The following is a 14,678-nucleotide window of genomic DNA, read 5'->3' on the forward strand; positions in this document are numbered from 1 at the left end:
GCATGAGCGGACGGCGGCTGAAGTACACGGCGATCCTCGGGGTCGTGCTGCTCGCCGCGCTCGAGCTGACCTCCTCCACCCAGACCTGGTCCACGCTGACCCTGGCCGCGATCGAGGGGGAGGGTCAGCGGATCGACGTGGCCGGGACCGTCGCCGCGCCCGCGCTCTCCGCCCTGGCGCTCGCGGGCCTCGCCCTCGCTGCGGCCCTCGCCATCGCCGGCCCCGTCTTCCGGATCGTGCTCGGTGTGCTCCAGGCCGTCCTCGGCGCCTCGGTGGTGCTCGCGGCCGCGACGGCACTGGGCGACCCCGTGCGCGCCGGCGCTTCGCTCGTCACCGAGGCGACCGCCATCGCGGGGGAGCAGTCCGTCGCGGCGCTCGTGGCCTCGTCCTCCGCGACGGCCTGGCCCGTCGTCGCCCTGGTCTGCGGCGTGCTCACAGCGCTGCTCGGGATCGGCGTCCTCGTGACCTCGGGCCGCTGGCCGGGAGCGGCGCGGAAGCGCGCCTCCCGCTTCGAGCCCGCCGACGGCTACGGCCACGGCGCGTCGACCGTGCAGACGGACGACGGCGACATCGACCCGGTCGTCTCGTGGGACGAGCTCTCGCGCGGCGACGACCCCACCTCGGGCCGCTGACACCGGCCGCGGTCGTGTCCGGCGGTCCGGCATCCCCGCCTCCTGCAGGCGGCTGCGCAGGCGAGTCCGGGGCCGGGCGCTCAGGCGCCTCACGCTAGACTGCTCTGGTCCCGATGCACCCCCAGGAGGAGACCCATGAGCACCGAGCACGACGACGACAACCACGGCCACTCGCCCGCAGCGTGGACGGCCGTCGTCATCATGCTGGTCGGATTCACGATCGGCACGATCGCGTTCTGGTTCGACGTGCCCCTGGTGGTCTGGCTCTCGGCCGGCCTGGTCGTGGTGGGTCTGCTCGTCGGCATGGGCATGGCCAAGGCGGGCTACGGCGTCAACGGCGCGAAGGCTAACCCGAAGGCGCGCGCCTAGGTGCTCGCCGACCTCACCGCCGGCGCCCTGGCCGACGCGGCCCGGCGCCGCGAGAGCGCCCCGCTCGAAGCCGTCGAGCGCCGCGCGCTCGCCCAGGCGCCCGCCCTCGACGCCCTGGCCGCACTGGCCCCCGCCGAGCGCGTCAGGATCATCGCCGAGGTGAAGCGCGCCAGTCCGTCGCGCGGAGCCCTCGCCGACATCCCCGTCCCCGCCGATCTGGCCGGACAGTACGAGCTCGGGGGAGCGAGCGCGATCAGCGTCCTCACCGAGGAGCGCCGCTTCAAGGGGTCCCTCGCGGACCTCGAGGCGGTCCGCGAGCGCGTGTCGATCCCCGTCCTGCGCAAGGACTTCGTCGCCGAGCCGTACCAGGTCCTCGAGGCCCGCGCGGCCGGAGCCGATCTGGTCCTCCTCATCGTCGCCGCGCTCGAGCAGCCCCTGCTCGCCGAGCTGCACGCCCTCGTGCTCGAGCTGGGGATGACCCCGCTCGTCGAGACGCACTCGGCCGACGAGCTCGAGCGGGCCGCCGACCTCGGCGCGCGGCTCATCGGCGTGAACGCCCGCGACCTCTCCACCTTCCAGCTCGACCGCGACCTCTTCGGCCGCCTCTCCGAGCGCTTCCCCGACGACGCGGTGAAGGTGGCCGAGTCGGCCGTCCTCACCGCCGACGACGTCGCGCACTACCGCGGCTCCGGAGCCGACGTCGTCCTCGTGGGCGAGGCTCTCGTCACCGGCGGCGACCCCGTCTCCACCCTCGCCGGCTTCCTGGCGCACTGACCACACCGATAGGCGGTACCCCCATGGCACTCCGGGATGAACTCGGCCCCTACTTCGGCGAGTTCGGCGGACGCTACGTCCCCGAGTCCCTCGTCGAGGCCCTCGACGAGCTGAGCGCCGAGTACGAGCGCACGAAGGTCGACCCCGCGTTCGCGGCCGAGCTGATGGAGCTGCACCGCAGCTACACCGGTCGTCCGTCGATCATCACCGAGGTGCCGCGGTTCGCCGAGCACGCCGGCGGAGCACGGATCATCCTCAAGCGCGAGGACCTCAACCACACCGGCTCGCACAAGATCAACAACGTGCTGGGCCAGGCGCTGCTCACCAAGCGGATCGGCAAGACCCGCGTCATCGCCGAGACGGGAGCGGGCCAGCACGGCGTCGCGACCGCCACGGCCGCCGCCCTGTTCGGCCTCGACTGCGTGGTCTACATGGGCGAGGTCGACACCGAGCGCCAGGCCCTCAACGTCGCCCGCATGCGCCTGCTCGGCGCCGAGGTGATCCCCGTGACGACCGGCTCGCGCACCCTCAAGGACGCGATCAACGACGCGATGCGCGACTGGGTGACGAACGTGGGCACCACGAACTACATCTTCGGCACCGTCGCGGGCCCGCACCCGTTCCCGGCCCTCGTCCGCGACTTCCAGAAGATCATCGGCGAGGAGGCGCGCGAGCAGGTCCTCGAGCTGACCGGCTCGCTGCCCACCGCGGTCACCGCCTGCGTCGGCGGCGGCTCCAACGCGATGGGGATCTTCCACGCCTTCCTCGACGACCCCGACGTCCGCCTCGTCGGCTTCGAGGCCGGCGGCGACGGGATCGAGACCCCCCGCCACGCGGCGACCATCAGCAAGGGCCGCCCCGGCGTCCTGCACGGCGCCCGCAGCTTCCTCCTCCAGGACGAGGACGGCCAGACCGTCGAGTCGCACTCGATCTCGGCCGGCCTCGACTACCCGGGCATCGGCCCGGAGCACGCGTGGCTCTCGAGCATCGGCCGCGCCGACTACCGCGCGGTCACCGACTCGGCCGCGATGGACGCGCTCATGCTGCTCAGCCGCACCGAGGGGATCATCCCGGCGATCGAGTCCGCGCACGCGCTGGCCGGCACGCTGGAGCTCGGGCGCGAGCTCGGCCCCGAGGCCACCATCCTGGTCAACCTCTCGGGCCGCGGCGACAAGGACATGACGACCGCTGCGCACTACTTCGGCCTCATGGACCAGGGCGCGGTGCAGTCGTGAGCGGCCGCGGACCGAGCGTCGCCGAGACCGTCCGGCGCCGGAACGAGGAGGCGGCGGGCGCCCTGATCGGCTACCTCCCCGTCGGCTTCCCCGACCTGCCGACCAGCATCGACGCCGCCGTGGCCATGGCCGAGAACGGCGTCGACGCGATCGAGCTCGGTCTGCCCTACTCCGATCCGGTGATGGACGGACCCGTCATCCAGGAGGCGACCCAGGCCGCCATCGCGGGCGGCTTCCGCCTCCGCCACGGCTTCGAGGCCGTCCGCGAGATCCGGGCGCGCGTCGACGTGCCGGTCCTGGTGATGACCTACTACAACCCCGTCCTGCAGTACGGGGTCGAGCGCTTCGCCACCGATCTGGCCGAGGCCGGCGGGTCCGGCCTCATCACGCCCGACCTGATCCCGGACGAGGGCGCCGAGTGGCTCGCCGTCTCCGAGCGGCTCGGACTCGACCGCGTGTTCCTCGCGGCGCCGTCCTCGACGGACACGCGCCTGCGCCAGGCCGTCGACTCGAGCCGTGGATTCGTCTACGCGGTCTCGACGATGGGCATCACCGGCGCGCGCACCGACGTCGACTCCGCGGCCCGCACCCTGGTCGACCGCCTCCGCGCCGCCGGCTCCGAGAGCGCGTGCGTCGGCCTGGGCATCTCGACCGGCGAGCAGGTCGCCGAGATCCTCGCCTACGCGGACGGCGCCATCGTCGGATCCGCCCTGGTGCGGGCGCTGGCGTCCGGCGGGGTCGACGCGGTCGCCGAGACCTCCCGCGGCCTCGCCGAGGGCACCCGCCTGCGCTCCGCGCGCTGACACCCTCCCGCTACAATCGGGATGCCCACCGGGGCGCGGCCGAGCCGTGCCCGGGGGACCCCCTCCTTCGAAAGGTCGAGTACCGGTGTCCGTACCGCTGAGCATTCCGAGCCCCCCCGACGCGTGGAGTCAGTACGACCTCACGATCGGCACCTTCACGCTCGCGATCCACACCTACGCGCTCTGCATCCTCGCGGGGATCATCGTGGCGACGATCATGACGAACCAGCGGCTCAAGCGCCGCGGCGCGGAGCCGTGGGTCGTGCTCGACATCATCATCTGGGCGGTGCCGCTCGGCATCGTCGGCGCCCGCGCCTACCACGTGCTCACCCACCCCGGCGACTACTTCTACGACGGCGCCGACCCGTGGGAGGTCGTCCGCATCTGGAACGGCGGCAACGCCATCTTCGGCGGGCTGATCGGAGGCGCGGTCGGCGCGTTCATCGGCTGCCGCTGGACAGGAGTGCGGTTCTGGACCTTCGCCGACGCCCTCGCCCCCGGCATGCTCGCCGCGCAGGCGCTCGGGCGTCTGGGCAACTGGTTCAACCACGAGCTCTTCGGCCTGCCCACGACCCTGCCCTGGGGCCTCGAGATCGAGACCACCAACCCGGCCTTCCCCGTCGGCCTCTCGGCGGGCACGCTCTTCCACCCGACCTTCCTCTACGAGATCCTCTGGAACGTCGTCGGCATCGCGGTCATCCTCCTGCTCGAGCGCCGTCTCAAGCTGCAGTGGGGCACCGTCTTCGCCGCCTACCTGATCTGGTACGGGATCGGCCGCGTCTGGTTCGAGTCCATCCGGATCGACCCGAGCGAGTTCTTCTGGGGCATCCGCACCAACGTCTGGGCCGCGCTCATCGCCGTGGTCATCGGCCTGGTCCTCGTGGTCATCCAGAAGCGCGAGCACCCGGGCGCCGAGCCCTCGGCCTACCGGCCGGGTCGCGAGTGGACGCCCGCCCCGGCTGCGGTAGAATTCGAGGACGTCGAGTCCGACTCCGACGACACCACCACCCCTGCTTCCGGCACCGACGCCGAGAAGCCGACGGTCTCCCGCACCTGACGGAGGTCGCGGAGCCTCCGCGACCGCCTCCCGGGTGCCCGACACCTCCACGACCGCCCCATCGCGGCGCAGCCACGAGCGCTGCCGCGGGCGGGTCGTCGTGCAGGCACCGCCGACGGCGCGCGACGCTCGCGCCACGGCAGAACCCTGCGGCCCTCCCGATCGGGGAGCCGCTCCTCCTCCACCACCGCGGGCCAGTGACGTCCCGATCAGCCATCACCCCCGTGAGGACGGTTCCCATGGCCTCCGCCCAGCCCTCGACCCCGGCCCGCGCCGTGCCCTTCCTGGGCATGCCGCCGGCGCAGGGGATGTACGACCCGGCCGCCGAGAAGGACGCGTGCGGTCTCGCGATGGTCGCCACCATGCGCGGCACCGCCGGCCACGACATCATCGACGCCGCGCTGAACGCGCTGCGCAACCTCGAGCACCGCGGCGCCGTCGGCTCCGACGCGGGAACGGGCGACGGCGCGGGGATCATCACGCAGATCCCGGACGAGTTCCTCCGCGCGGTCGCTCCCTTCGAGCTCCCGCCGCTGGGCCAGTACGCGGTGGGCAACGCCTTCCTCCCGGTGGACGTGTTCGAGCGCGAGCGGGTCAAGTCGACGATCGCCGACATCGCCCGCGAGGAGAACCTCGCCGTGGTCGGCTGGCGCTCCGTGCCCGTGCAGCCCGACGAGATCGGCACGCTCGCCCGGGCCGCCATGCCGGCGATCGAGCAGCTGTTCATCCGGAGCGAGCTGACCGACGAGAGCGGCACGCCCCTCTCCTCCGTGCGCCTCGACCGCCTGACCTTCCGCCTGCGCAAGCGCGTCGAGCGCGAGCTCGAGGTCTACTTCATGTCGCTCTCGAGCCGCACGCTCGTCTACAAGGGCATGGTGACGACGCTCCAGCTGGAGCCGTTCTACCCGGACCTGTCCGACGAGCGCTTCGCGTCGAAGCTCGCGCTGGTGCACTCCCGGTACTCCACCAACACCTTCCCCTCGTGGCCGCTCGCTCAGCCGTTCCGGATGATCGCGCACAACGGCGAGATCAACACGGTGCAGGGCAACCGCAACTGGATGCGCGCACGCCAGTCGCAGCTGAAGAGCCGCGAGCTGGGCGACCTGGCCCCGCTGTTCCCGATCGTCTCGCCCGGCCGCAGCGACTCCGCCTCGTTCGACGAGACCGTCGAGCTGCTCAACCTGGCCGGCCGGTCGCTCCCGCACGCGGTCATGATGATGGTGCCGGAGGCCTGGGAGAACCAGGACGGCGCGCTCGACCCGAAGCGCCGCGCGTTCTACGAGTACCACTCGATGCTCATGGAGCCGTGGGACGGCCCGGCCGCGATCGTCTTCACCGACGGCGAGCTCGTCGGCGCCACCCTCGACCGCAACGGGCTCCGCCCCGGCCGCTACGTCGTCACCGACGACGGGCTCGTGGTGCTCGCCAGCGAGATCGGCGTGCTCGACATCGATCCCGCGAAGGTGGTCCGCAAGGGACGCCTGCAGCCCGGCCGCATGTTCCTGGTCGACACCGAGCAGGGCCGCATCGTCGAGGACGAGGAGATCAAGGGGCAGCTCGCCGCCTCCGGTCCGTTCGAGGAGTGGCTCGAGAAGGGCCGCATCAACCTCAAGGACCTCCCCGAGCGCGAGCACATCGTGCACACGCCCGCCTCGGTCAACCGCCGCCAGCGCACCTTCGGCTACACCGAGGAGGAGGTCCGCCTCCTCCTGCTGCCGATGGCGCGCGCCGGTGCGGAGCCGCTCGGAGCGATGGGCTCGGACACCCCCGTGGCCGTCCTGTCCAAGCGCCCCCGCCTGCTCTTCGACTACTTCACGCAGGCCTTCGCGCAGGTGACGAACCCGCCGCTGGACTCGATCCGCGAGGAGGTCGTGACCTCGCTCCGCCTGGGCCTCGGCCCCGAGCGCAACCTGCTGACCGCCGGTGCCGAGCACGCGCGCCAGGTCGTCCTCGACTTCCCGGTCATCGACAACGACGAGCTCGCGAAGATCCAGCACATCGCGCCGCGCCCGCTGAGCCACATCACCACGACGATCCGCGGCCTGTACCGCGTCGACGCGGGACCCCGCGCGATGCAGGACCGCATCGACGAGATGTGCGACGAGGCCGACGAGGCCATCGCCGCGGGAGCGCAGTTCCTGGTGCTCTCGGACCGCGACTCCACCAAGGACCTCGCCCCGATCCCCTCGCTGCTGATGCTCGCCGCCGTGCACCACCACCTCATCCGCACCGAGAACCGGATGCGAGTGGGGCTCGTGGTCGAGGCGGGCGACGTCCGCGAGGTGCACCACGTGGCGACGCTCATCGGCTACGGCGCCTCCGCGGTCAACCCGTACCTGGCGATGGAGACCTGCGAGGACCTCGTCCGCAGCGGCATGCTGTCGGACGTCTCGCCGGAGAAGGCCGTGAAGAACGTGATCAAGGCGCTCGGCAAGGGCGTGCTGAAGATCATGTCCAAGATGGGCATCTCCACCGTGTCGAGCTACGCCGGGGCGCAGACCTTCGAGGCCGTCGGCCTCAGCCAGGCGTTCGTCGACCAGTACTTCACCGGCACCGTCTCGAAGCTCGGCGGCATCGGCATCGACGTCGTCGCCGAGGAGAACGCCGCGCGTCACCGCGCCGCCTATCCCGAGGACGGCGCGATCGTCGCGCATGAGCGCCTGGCGGTCGGCGGCGAGTACCAGTGGCGCCGCGACGGCGCCCCGCACCTGTTCAACCCGGACACGGTGTTCCGCCTGCAGCATTCGACGCGCAACCGCCGCTACGACGTCTTCCGCGAGTACACGAAGATGGTCGACGACCAGGCGAGCTCGCTGATGACCCTCCGCGGCATGTTCAAGCTCGACACGGCGGGGCGCACGCCGATCCCGATCGACGAGGTCGAGCCGGTCGAGGCGATCGTGAAGCGCTTCTCGACGGGCGCGATGAGCTACGGCTCCATCTCGCCGGAGGCGCACGAGACGCTCGCCATCGCGATGAACCGCCTCGGCGCCAAGTCGAACACGGGCGAGGGCGGCGAGGACACCGAGCGGCTGCTCGACCCGGAGCGCCGCTCCGCGATCAAGCAGGTCGCCTCGGGCCGCTTCGGCGTCACGAGCATGTACCTCACCCACGCCGACGACATCCAGATCAAGCTCGCCCAGGGCGCCAAGCCCGGCGAGGGCGGTCAGCTGCCGCCGACGAAGGTGTACCCGTGGATCGCGCGCACCCGGCACGCGACCGCCGGCGTCGGCCTGATCTCGCCGCCGCCGCACCACGACATCTACTCGATCGAGGACCTCAAGCAGCTGATCTTCGACCTCAAGCGGGCGAACCCGTCGGCGCGCATCCACGCGAAGCTGGTCAGCCAGTCGGGCATCGGAGCGGTCGCCGCCGGCACCGCGAAGGCCCTCGCCGACGTGATCCTCGTCTCGGGTCACGACGGCGGCACCGGCGCGAGCCCGGTGAACTCGCTCAAGCACGCGGGCACGCCCTGGGAGCTCGGCCTGGCCGAGACCCAGCAGACGCTGATGCTCAACGGCATGCGCGACCGCGTGGTCGTGCAGGTCGACGGCCAGATGAAGACCGGTCGCGACGTCGTCATCGGCGCGCTGCTCGGAGCCGAGGAGTTCGGCTTCGCGACGGCTCCGCTGATCGTCGAGGGCTGCATCATGATGCGCGTCTGCCACCTCGACACCTGCCCGGTGGGCGTCGCGACGCAGAACCCGGAGCTGCGCCAGCGGTTCTCCGGCAAGCCCGAGTTCGTCGTCAACTTCTTCGAGTTCATCGCCCAGGAGGTGCGCGAGTACCTCGCGCAGCTCGGCTTCCGGAGCGTCGACGAGATCGTCGGCCACCGCGAGCTGCTCGACGTCGACCAGGCGATCGAGCACTGGAAGGCGAGCGGGCTCGACCTGACGCCGATCCTCGTCGGACCGGTCTTCACGGCGGAGGAGCCGCGCCGCCACGGCCGCGCGCAGGAGCACGAGCTCGAGCACCACTTCGACAACGAGCTGATCCGCCTCGCGGCGAACGTGCTCGACCACCGCGGCACCGTTCGGATCGAGCGCGAGATCAAGAACACCGAGCGCGCCGTCGGCACCATGCTGGGCCACGAGGTCACCGTCCGATTCGGCGAGAACGGCCTGCCGGCCGACTCCATCGTCGTGTCGCTCCGCGGCTCGGCCGGGCAGTCGCTCGGAGCGTTCCTCCCCGCCGGCATCACGCTGCGGCTCGAGGGCGACTCCAACGACTACGTCGGCAAGGGCCTCTCGGGCGGCCAGATCGTGGTGCGGCCGGACCGCCGCAGCACCTTCGACGCCTCGACGAACGTGATCGCGGGCAATGTGATCGGCTACGGGGCGACCCAGGGCACGATGTTCATCCGCGGGATGGTCGGCGAGCGCTTCCTGGTCCGCAACTCCGGCGCCACCGCGGTGGTCGAGGGAGTGGGCGACCACGCGCTCGAGTACATGACCGGCGGCCTGGCGGTGATCCTCGGCGAGACCGGTCGGAACCTCGGCGCCGGCATGTCGGGCGGCACGGCCTACATCCACGGCCTGCGCCGCGAGCTCGTGAACCGCGACGCGATCGCCTCCGGCGAGCTGACCCTCTCCGAGCTCGGCAGCGCCGACGTGGAGATCCTGCGCGATCTGCTCGAGCGGCACGTCGCGGAGACCGAGTCGACCCTGGCCCAGGGGATGCTCGACGATTTCGACGGAACGGTCTCGCGTTTCGTCAAGGTACTGCCCCGCGACTTCGCCGCGGTGCTCGCGACGCGCGCATCCGCTGTGGAGGAGGGGCTCGACCCCGACGGCGACGTCGTCTGGGGACGGATTCTGGAGGTGACCGGTGGCTGATCCCAAGGGGTTCCTGAAGGTGCAGGACCGGGAGCTGCCCAAGCGGCGTCCCGTGTCCGTCCGCCTGATGGACTGGAAAGAGGTCTACGAGCAGGGCGACTCCGCCGTGCTGCGCCGGCAGGCGGGCCGCTGCATGGACTGCGGCATCCCGTTCTGCCACAAGGGCTGCCCGCTGGGGAACCTGATCCCCGAGTGGAACGACCTGATGTGGCGCGGCGAGGGCCGCCAGGCGATCGAGCGCCTGCACGCGACGAACAACTTCCCGGAGTTCACGGGCCGGCTCTGCCCGGCGCCGTGCGAGTCGTCCTGCGTGCTCGGCATCAATCAGCCCGCCGTCACGATCAAGCAGATCGAGGTCTCGATCATCGATCAGGCCTTCGGCAACGACTGGGTGCAGCCGCACCCGCCGGAGCGCCTGACCGGCAAGACCGTCGCGGTCGTCGGATCCGGCCCGGCGGGGCTCGCCGCCGCTCAGCAGCTCACCCGCGCCGGGCACACCGTCGCGGTCTACGAGCGCGACGACCGCATCGGCGGCCTCCTGCGCTACGGGATCCCGGACTTCAAGATGGAGAAGAAGCACCTCGAGCTCCGCCTGAACCAGATGAAGGCCGAGGGCACCCGGTTCCGCGCGGGCGTCGACATCGGCTCCGACATCACCTGGGACGACCTGCGGGCGCGCTACGACGCGGTCGTGGTCGCCACCGGTGCTCTCGTGCCGCGCGACCTGCCGATCCCGGGTCGCGACCTCGACGGCGTGCACTTCGCCATGGAGTACCTCGTGCAGTCGAACCGCGCGATCGCGGGCGACCGCGTCTTCGAGCAGATCTCGGCCGAGGGCAAGCACGTCGTCGTCCTGGGCGGAGGCGACACCGGAGCGGACTGCATCGGCACCGCCCACCGCCAGAAGGCCGCGTCGGTCACGAACCTGGCGATCGGGCAGCAGCCGCCGTCGCAGCGCCCGGACAGCCAGCCCTGGCCGATGGACCCGACCGTGTTCGAGGTCTCGAGCGCCCACGAGGAGGGCGGGGAGCGGATGTTCCTCGCGTCGACCGTGGAGTTCCTCGCGAACGAGGGCGGCGAGGTCCGCGCGGTGCGCGTGGCCGAGACCGAGTACCTCGACGGGCGCCGCGTCCCCAAGGCGGGCACCGAGCGCGAGATCCCGGCCGACCTGGTCCTGCTCGCCCTCGGCTTCACCGGCCCGGAGGCGGACCACCTCGGCCGCCAGCTCGACGTCCCCTTCACCGAGCGCGGCAACGTCGCGCGCGGCGACGCCTTCGAGACGACCGTCCCCGGCGTCTTCGTGGCCGGCGACGCCGGGCGCGGCCAGTCCCTGATCGTCTGGGCGATCGCCGAGGGCCGCTCCGTCGCGGCCGAGGTCGACCGCTACCTCGAGGGCACGACCCAGCTGCCGGCGCCGGTCGGCCCCAACGACCGGGGCTTCACGCTCTAGTCCCCGGGACGCGATAGTCTCGGCCCGCCAGCAATCAGCTCACCCTCCCCGCTAACGACGCGCCTCCGGGCGCAGAACAACGGAGCACCCCCTCAATGAGACGAGCGAAAATCGTCGCCACCCTCGGCCCGGCAACGTCGTCGTACGAGACCATTCGTGCGATCATCGACGCCGGCGTGGACGTGGCCCGCATGAACCTCAGTCACGGAAGCTACGACGTCCACGAAGGCATCTACCGCATCGTGCGGAAGGCCGCGGACGACGCCGGGCGCGCGGTCGCGATCCTCGTCGACCTGCAGGGTCCGAAGATCCGCCTCGGCAAGTTCGAGGGCGGCCCGTACGCCCTCGCCGAGGGCGACGTCTTCACCATCACCACCGAGGACGTCCTCGGCACGCGCGAGCTCTCGGGCACCACGTTCAAGGGCCTCCCGGACGACGTGAACCCGGGCGACATGCTCCTCATCGACGACGGCAAGGTCGCTGTCCGCGTCACCGCCGTCGAGGGCCCCCGGGTCGTCACCGAGGTCGTCGTCCCCGGCAACGTCTCGAACAACAAGGGCATCAACCTGCCCGGTGTCGCGGTCAACGTCCCCGCCCTCTCCCAGAAAGACGAGGACGACCTCCGCTGGGCGATCCGCCTCGGCGCCGACATCATCGCACTCTCCTTCGTGCGCAACGCCAGCGACATCGAGCGCGTGCACGAGATCATGGCGGAGGAGGGCCGCAAGGCTCCCGTCATCGCCAAGATCGAGAAGCCGCAGGCGGTCGACAACCTGCAGGAGATCATCGACGTCTTCGACGGCATCATGGTCGCCCGCGGCGACCTCGGCGTCGAGCTGCCCCTCGAGGCGGTGCCGATCGTGCAGAAGCACGCCGTCGAGCTCGCCCGCCGCTGGGCGAAGCCGGTCATCGTCGCGACCCAGATGCTCGAGTCGATGATCGAGAGCCCCCGCCCCACGCGGGCCGAGGCCTCGGACGTCGCGAACGCCATCCTCGACGGCGCGGACGCGGTCATGCTCTCGGGCGAGACCAGCGTCGGAGCCTGGCCCGTCGTCACCGTGCAGACCATGGCCCGCATCGTCGAGTCCACCGAGGAGCACGGCCTGGAGCGCATCCCCCCGCTGGGCAGCAAGCCCCGCACCCAGGGCGGATCGGTCACGCTGGCCGCCGCCGAGGTCGCGGAGTTCGTCGAGGCGAAGTTCCTCTGCGTGTTCACGGAGTCGGGCGACTCGGTCCGCCGCATGACGCGCCTGCGCCACGGCATCCCGATCATCGGCTTCACTCCCGAGCCGGCCGTCCGCCGCCGCATGGCGCTGAACTGGGGCGTCCAGTCCTTCGTCACGCCGCGCGTCAACCACACCGACGCGATGTTCGCGCAGGTGGACGCGGTGCTGCTCCGCGAGGGCCTCGCCCAGGCGGGCGAGACCGTGGTCGTCGTCTCCGGATCGCCCCCCGGGCGCGCCGGCACGACGAACGACATGCGGGTGCACATCGTCGGCTCGTCCAGCTCGGCCGACAGGGCCGAGAACTGGGACCACTGAGTCCAGCACCCCCGGAGGGCCCGGTCGCGCGAGCGGCCGGGCCCTCCGGCGTTCCCCGGCGGTCCGCGTGGCGGGACGCGCCTCCGCGGGCGGATACCGTGGACCCATGCGACTCGGCGTGCTCGACATCGGCTCCAACACGGTCCACCTGCTCCTCGTCGACGCGCACCCCGGCGCCCGCCCGGTGCCCTACCGCTCGCACAAGCGGAGCCTCGCTCTCGTGGCGCACCTCGACGAGGCGGGGGAGATCACCGAGCGGGGCCAGCGCGAGCTGATCGCGTTCGTGACCGAGGCCGCGGAGGTCGCCCGCGAGCACCGCGCGGAGGACCTGCTGGCGTTCGCGACCTCGGCGATCCGCGAGGCCGGCAACGGCGCGGCGGTCCTCGACCGGGTCCGCGCCGAGACGGGAGTGCACCTCCAGGAGCTCGGCGGCGAGGCGGAGGCGTCGGCCACCTTCCTCGCCGTGCGCCGCTGGTTCGGCTGGGGCGCGGGCTCGATCCTGGACCTCGACATCGGCGGTGGCTCGTTCGAGCTCTCGATGGGCGTGGACGAGGTGCCCGAGCTCGCCGTGTCGGTCCCGCTCGGAGCGGGGCGGGTGACGCGGGACCTGCTGGTCGGCGATCCCGCCTCGGCCACGAGCGTGAAGGCCGCCCGGCGTCACGCCCGCGAGGTGCTCGCGGAGCCCGTCCGCGGCTTCCTCGCCCTGGGGCGCCCCGACCTGGTCGCGGGCACGTCGAAGACGTTCCGCTCCCTGGCGCGGATCACCGGCGCCGCTCCGAGCGCCGCCGGTCCGCTGGTGCGCCGCGAGCTGCACCTGGTCGACCTCCGGCTGTGGTCCGCCCGCCTCGCCGCGATCAGCGCGGCCGACCGCTCAGCGCTGCCCGGCGTCTCCGCTCTGCGGGCTCCGCAGCTGCTCGCGGGCGCTCTCGTCGCGGAGGCGGCGATGGACGCCCTCGGCATCGAGACGCTGGTGATCTGCCCCTGGGCCACCCGCGAGGGGCTGATCATCCGCCGCTTCGAGCTGCTCGACGCGCAGATCCAGCGCGAGGACGTTCAGCTCAGCGCGATGCTGTAGGACAGCGACCGTCGGCCGCCCGGCTCGAGGACGATCTGGCGCGGCTTGTCGACGATGTCGCCGTCCCAGCCCTCGGGGGTCGGGACGCTCCGCCACGGCTCGAGGCAGACGAACGGGGCCCCGACGGGCTTCCACACGCCGACCACGTCGAAGTCCCCGGTGTCGACGACGATCGCGCGGGCGGCGCCGTCGGCCTCGAGCCGGAGGGTCCGCCGGCACGGCTCGTCGAAGATCATCACGCCCTCCTCGAAGTGCGCGTCGCCCACTGTCAGGACCCCGTCCTCGAGCGGCGCCGGGTGACGGGCCTCGAGCAGCAGGTTCTCCGGAGCGCGGCGGTACCCCTCCGGCTCGGGCTGCGCGAAGCGGATGCGGTGCTCGCCGCGGCCCTCGGGCAGGGGCAGCGCGAAGGCCGGGTGGTTGCCGAGCGAGAAGCCCAGCGGAGAGGGACCCCTGTTCTCGACGGTCTGGGTGATCCGGAGCGAGGCGCCGGTCACGGCGTAGGCGATGAGGAGCGTCCAGTCGAAGGGGAACACCGCGCGCGTGGCGTCGTCGCTCCGGAGCCGGAACACCGCCTCGTCCGCCGAGACGCCCGCGAGCTCGAAGACGCGGTCCCGCGCGAAGCCGTGCTGCCCCATCCGGTGGTCCGCGCCGTCGTGGTGCAGCGTGTCGCCGGGGAGGCGCCCGATGATCGGGAACAGGACGGGAGCGTGCCGGCGCCACTCCGGGCCGGCCTGCCACAGGTACTCGCGGCCCTCGTCGTCGCGGAGGGACGTCATCTCGGCCCCGGCGGTCGTCAGGGCGAGGCGCAGGCTCTCGCTGCCGAGGGTGAGGACGGTGGGCGCGGGGGAGTCGCTGCTGGTCATCCTCCGATTCTGCCCGTCACGCGGTGCGGGCGGGGGTGGCGGCG

General features: G+C 72.1%; 11 protein-coding genes. 10 read left to right on the forward strand and 1 reads right to left on the reverse strand.

The window, feature by feature from the left end; genetic code table 11:
• Positions 1-2: 2 nt before the first annotated feature.
• The 10 genes from C5C49_RS00080 to C5C49_RS00125 all read left to right on the forward strand — a co-directional run bounded on the left by C5C49_RS00080 (position 3) and on the right by C5C49_RS00125 (position 13,771).
• Complete coding sequence (locus tag C5C49_RS00080; protein ID WP_104260723.1) at positions 3-632, forward strand: Trp biosynthesis-associated membrane protein; 630 nt, start codon at positions 3-5, stop codon at positions 630-632.
• A 135-nt stretch (positions 633-767) separates the two neighbouring features.
• Positions 768-1,001 (forward strand): DUF6704 family protein, encoded by a 234-nt coding sequence (locus tag C5C49_RS00085; protein ID WP_104221860.1) that lies wholly within the window; start codon positions 768-770, stop codon positions 999-1,001.
• Positions 1,002-1,775, forward strand: coding sequence for an indole-3-glycerol phosphate synthase TrpC (gene trpC, locus C5C49_RS00090; RefSeq protein ID WP_104345130.1), 774 nt, complete (start codon positions 1,002-1,004; stop codon positions 1,773-1,775). It abuts the gene before it with no gap.
• A gap of 23 nt (positions 1,776-1,798) precedes the next feature.
• The gene (gene trpB, locus C5C49_RS00095) at positions 1,799-3,010 is read left to right on the forward strand and encodes a tryptophan synthase subunit beta (protein ID WP_104295337.1); all 1,212 of its coding nucleotides are present in this window, start codon (positions 1,799-1,801) and stop codon (positions 3,008-3,010) included.
• Positions 3,007-3,813 (forward strand): tryptophan synthase subunit alpha, encoded by an 807-nt coding sequence (gene trpA, locus C5C49_RS00100; protein ID WP_104232657.1) that lies wholly within the window; start codon positions 3,007-3,009, stop codon positions 3,811-3,813. The genes trpB and trpA overlap by 4 nt, the downstream gene beginning before the upstream one ends.
• An 85-nt stretch (positions 3,814-3,898) precedes the next feature.
• Positions 3,899-4,870 (forward strand): prolipoprotein diacylglyceryl transferase, encoded by a 972-nt coding sequence (gene lgt / locus C5C49_RS00105; protein ID WP_258068328.1) that lies wholly within the window; start codon positions 3,899-3,901, stop codon positions 4,868-4,870.
• A gap of 239 nt (positions 4,871-5,109) precedes the next feature.
• Complete coding sequence (gltB, locus tag C5C49_RS00110) at positions 5,110-9,705, forward strand: glutamate synthase large subunit (protein WP_104232656.1); 4,596 nt, start codon at positions 5,110-5,112, stop codon at positions 9,703-9,705.
• Positions 9,698-11,155, forward strand: a complete 1,458-nt coding sequence (locus C5C49_RS00115) for a glutamate synthase subunit beta (protein ID WP_104246790.1) — start codon at positions 9,698-9,700, stop codon at positions 11,153-11,155. The genes gltB and C5C49_RS00115 overlap by 8 nt, the downstream gene beginning before the upstream one ends.
• Positions 11,156-11,250: 95 nt before the next feature.
• A complete protein-coding gene (gene pyk / locus C5C49_RS00120) occupies positions 11,251-12,696 on the forward strand; it encodes a pyruvate kinase (RefSeq protein ID WP_104221869.1) in 1,446 nt (481 codons plus the stop codon).
• A 106-nt stretch (positions 12,697-12,802) separates the two neighbouring features.
• Positions 12,803-13,771: an exopolyphosphatase gene (locus tag C5C49_RS00125; RefSeq protein ID WP_104232654.1), complete on the forward strand. Its 969-nt coding sequence runs from the start codon at positions 12,803-12,805 to the stop codon at positions 13,769-13,771.
• Here C5C49_RS00125 and C5C49_RS00130 read toward each other — a convergent pair.
• Complete coding sequence (locus tag C5C49_RS00130) at positions 13,750-14,634, reverse strand: aldose 1-epimerase family protein (RefSeq protein ID WP_104345131.1); 885 nt, start codon at positions 14,632-14,634, stop codon at positions 13,750-13,752. The two genes, C5C49_RS00125 and C5C49_RS00130, sit on opposite strands and share 22 nt — an antisense overlap.
• Positions 14,635-14,678: the final 44 nt, after the last annotated feature.

It is taken from the genome of Rathayibacter sp. AY1E2 (genome assembly GCF_002932325.1).
Lineage (GTDB): Bacteria > Actinomycetota > Actinomycetes > Actinomycetales > Microbacteriaceae > Rathayibacter.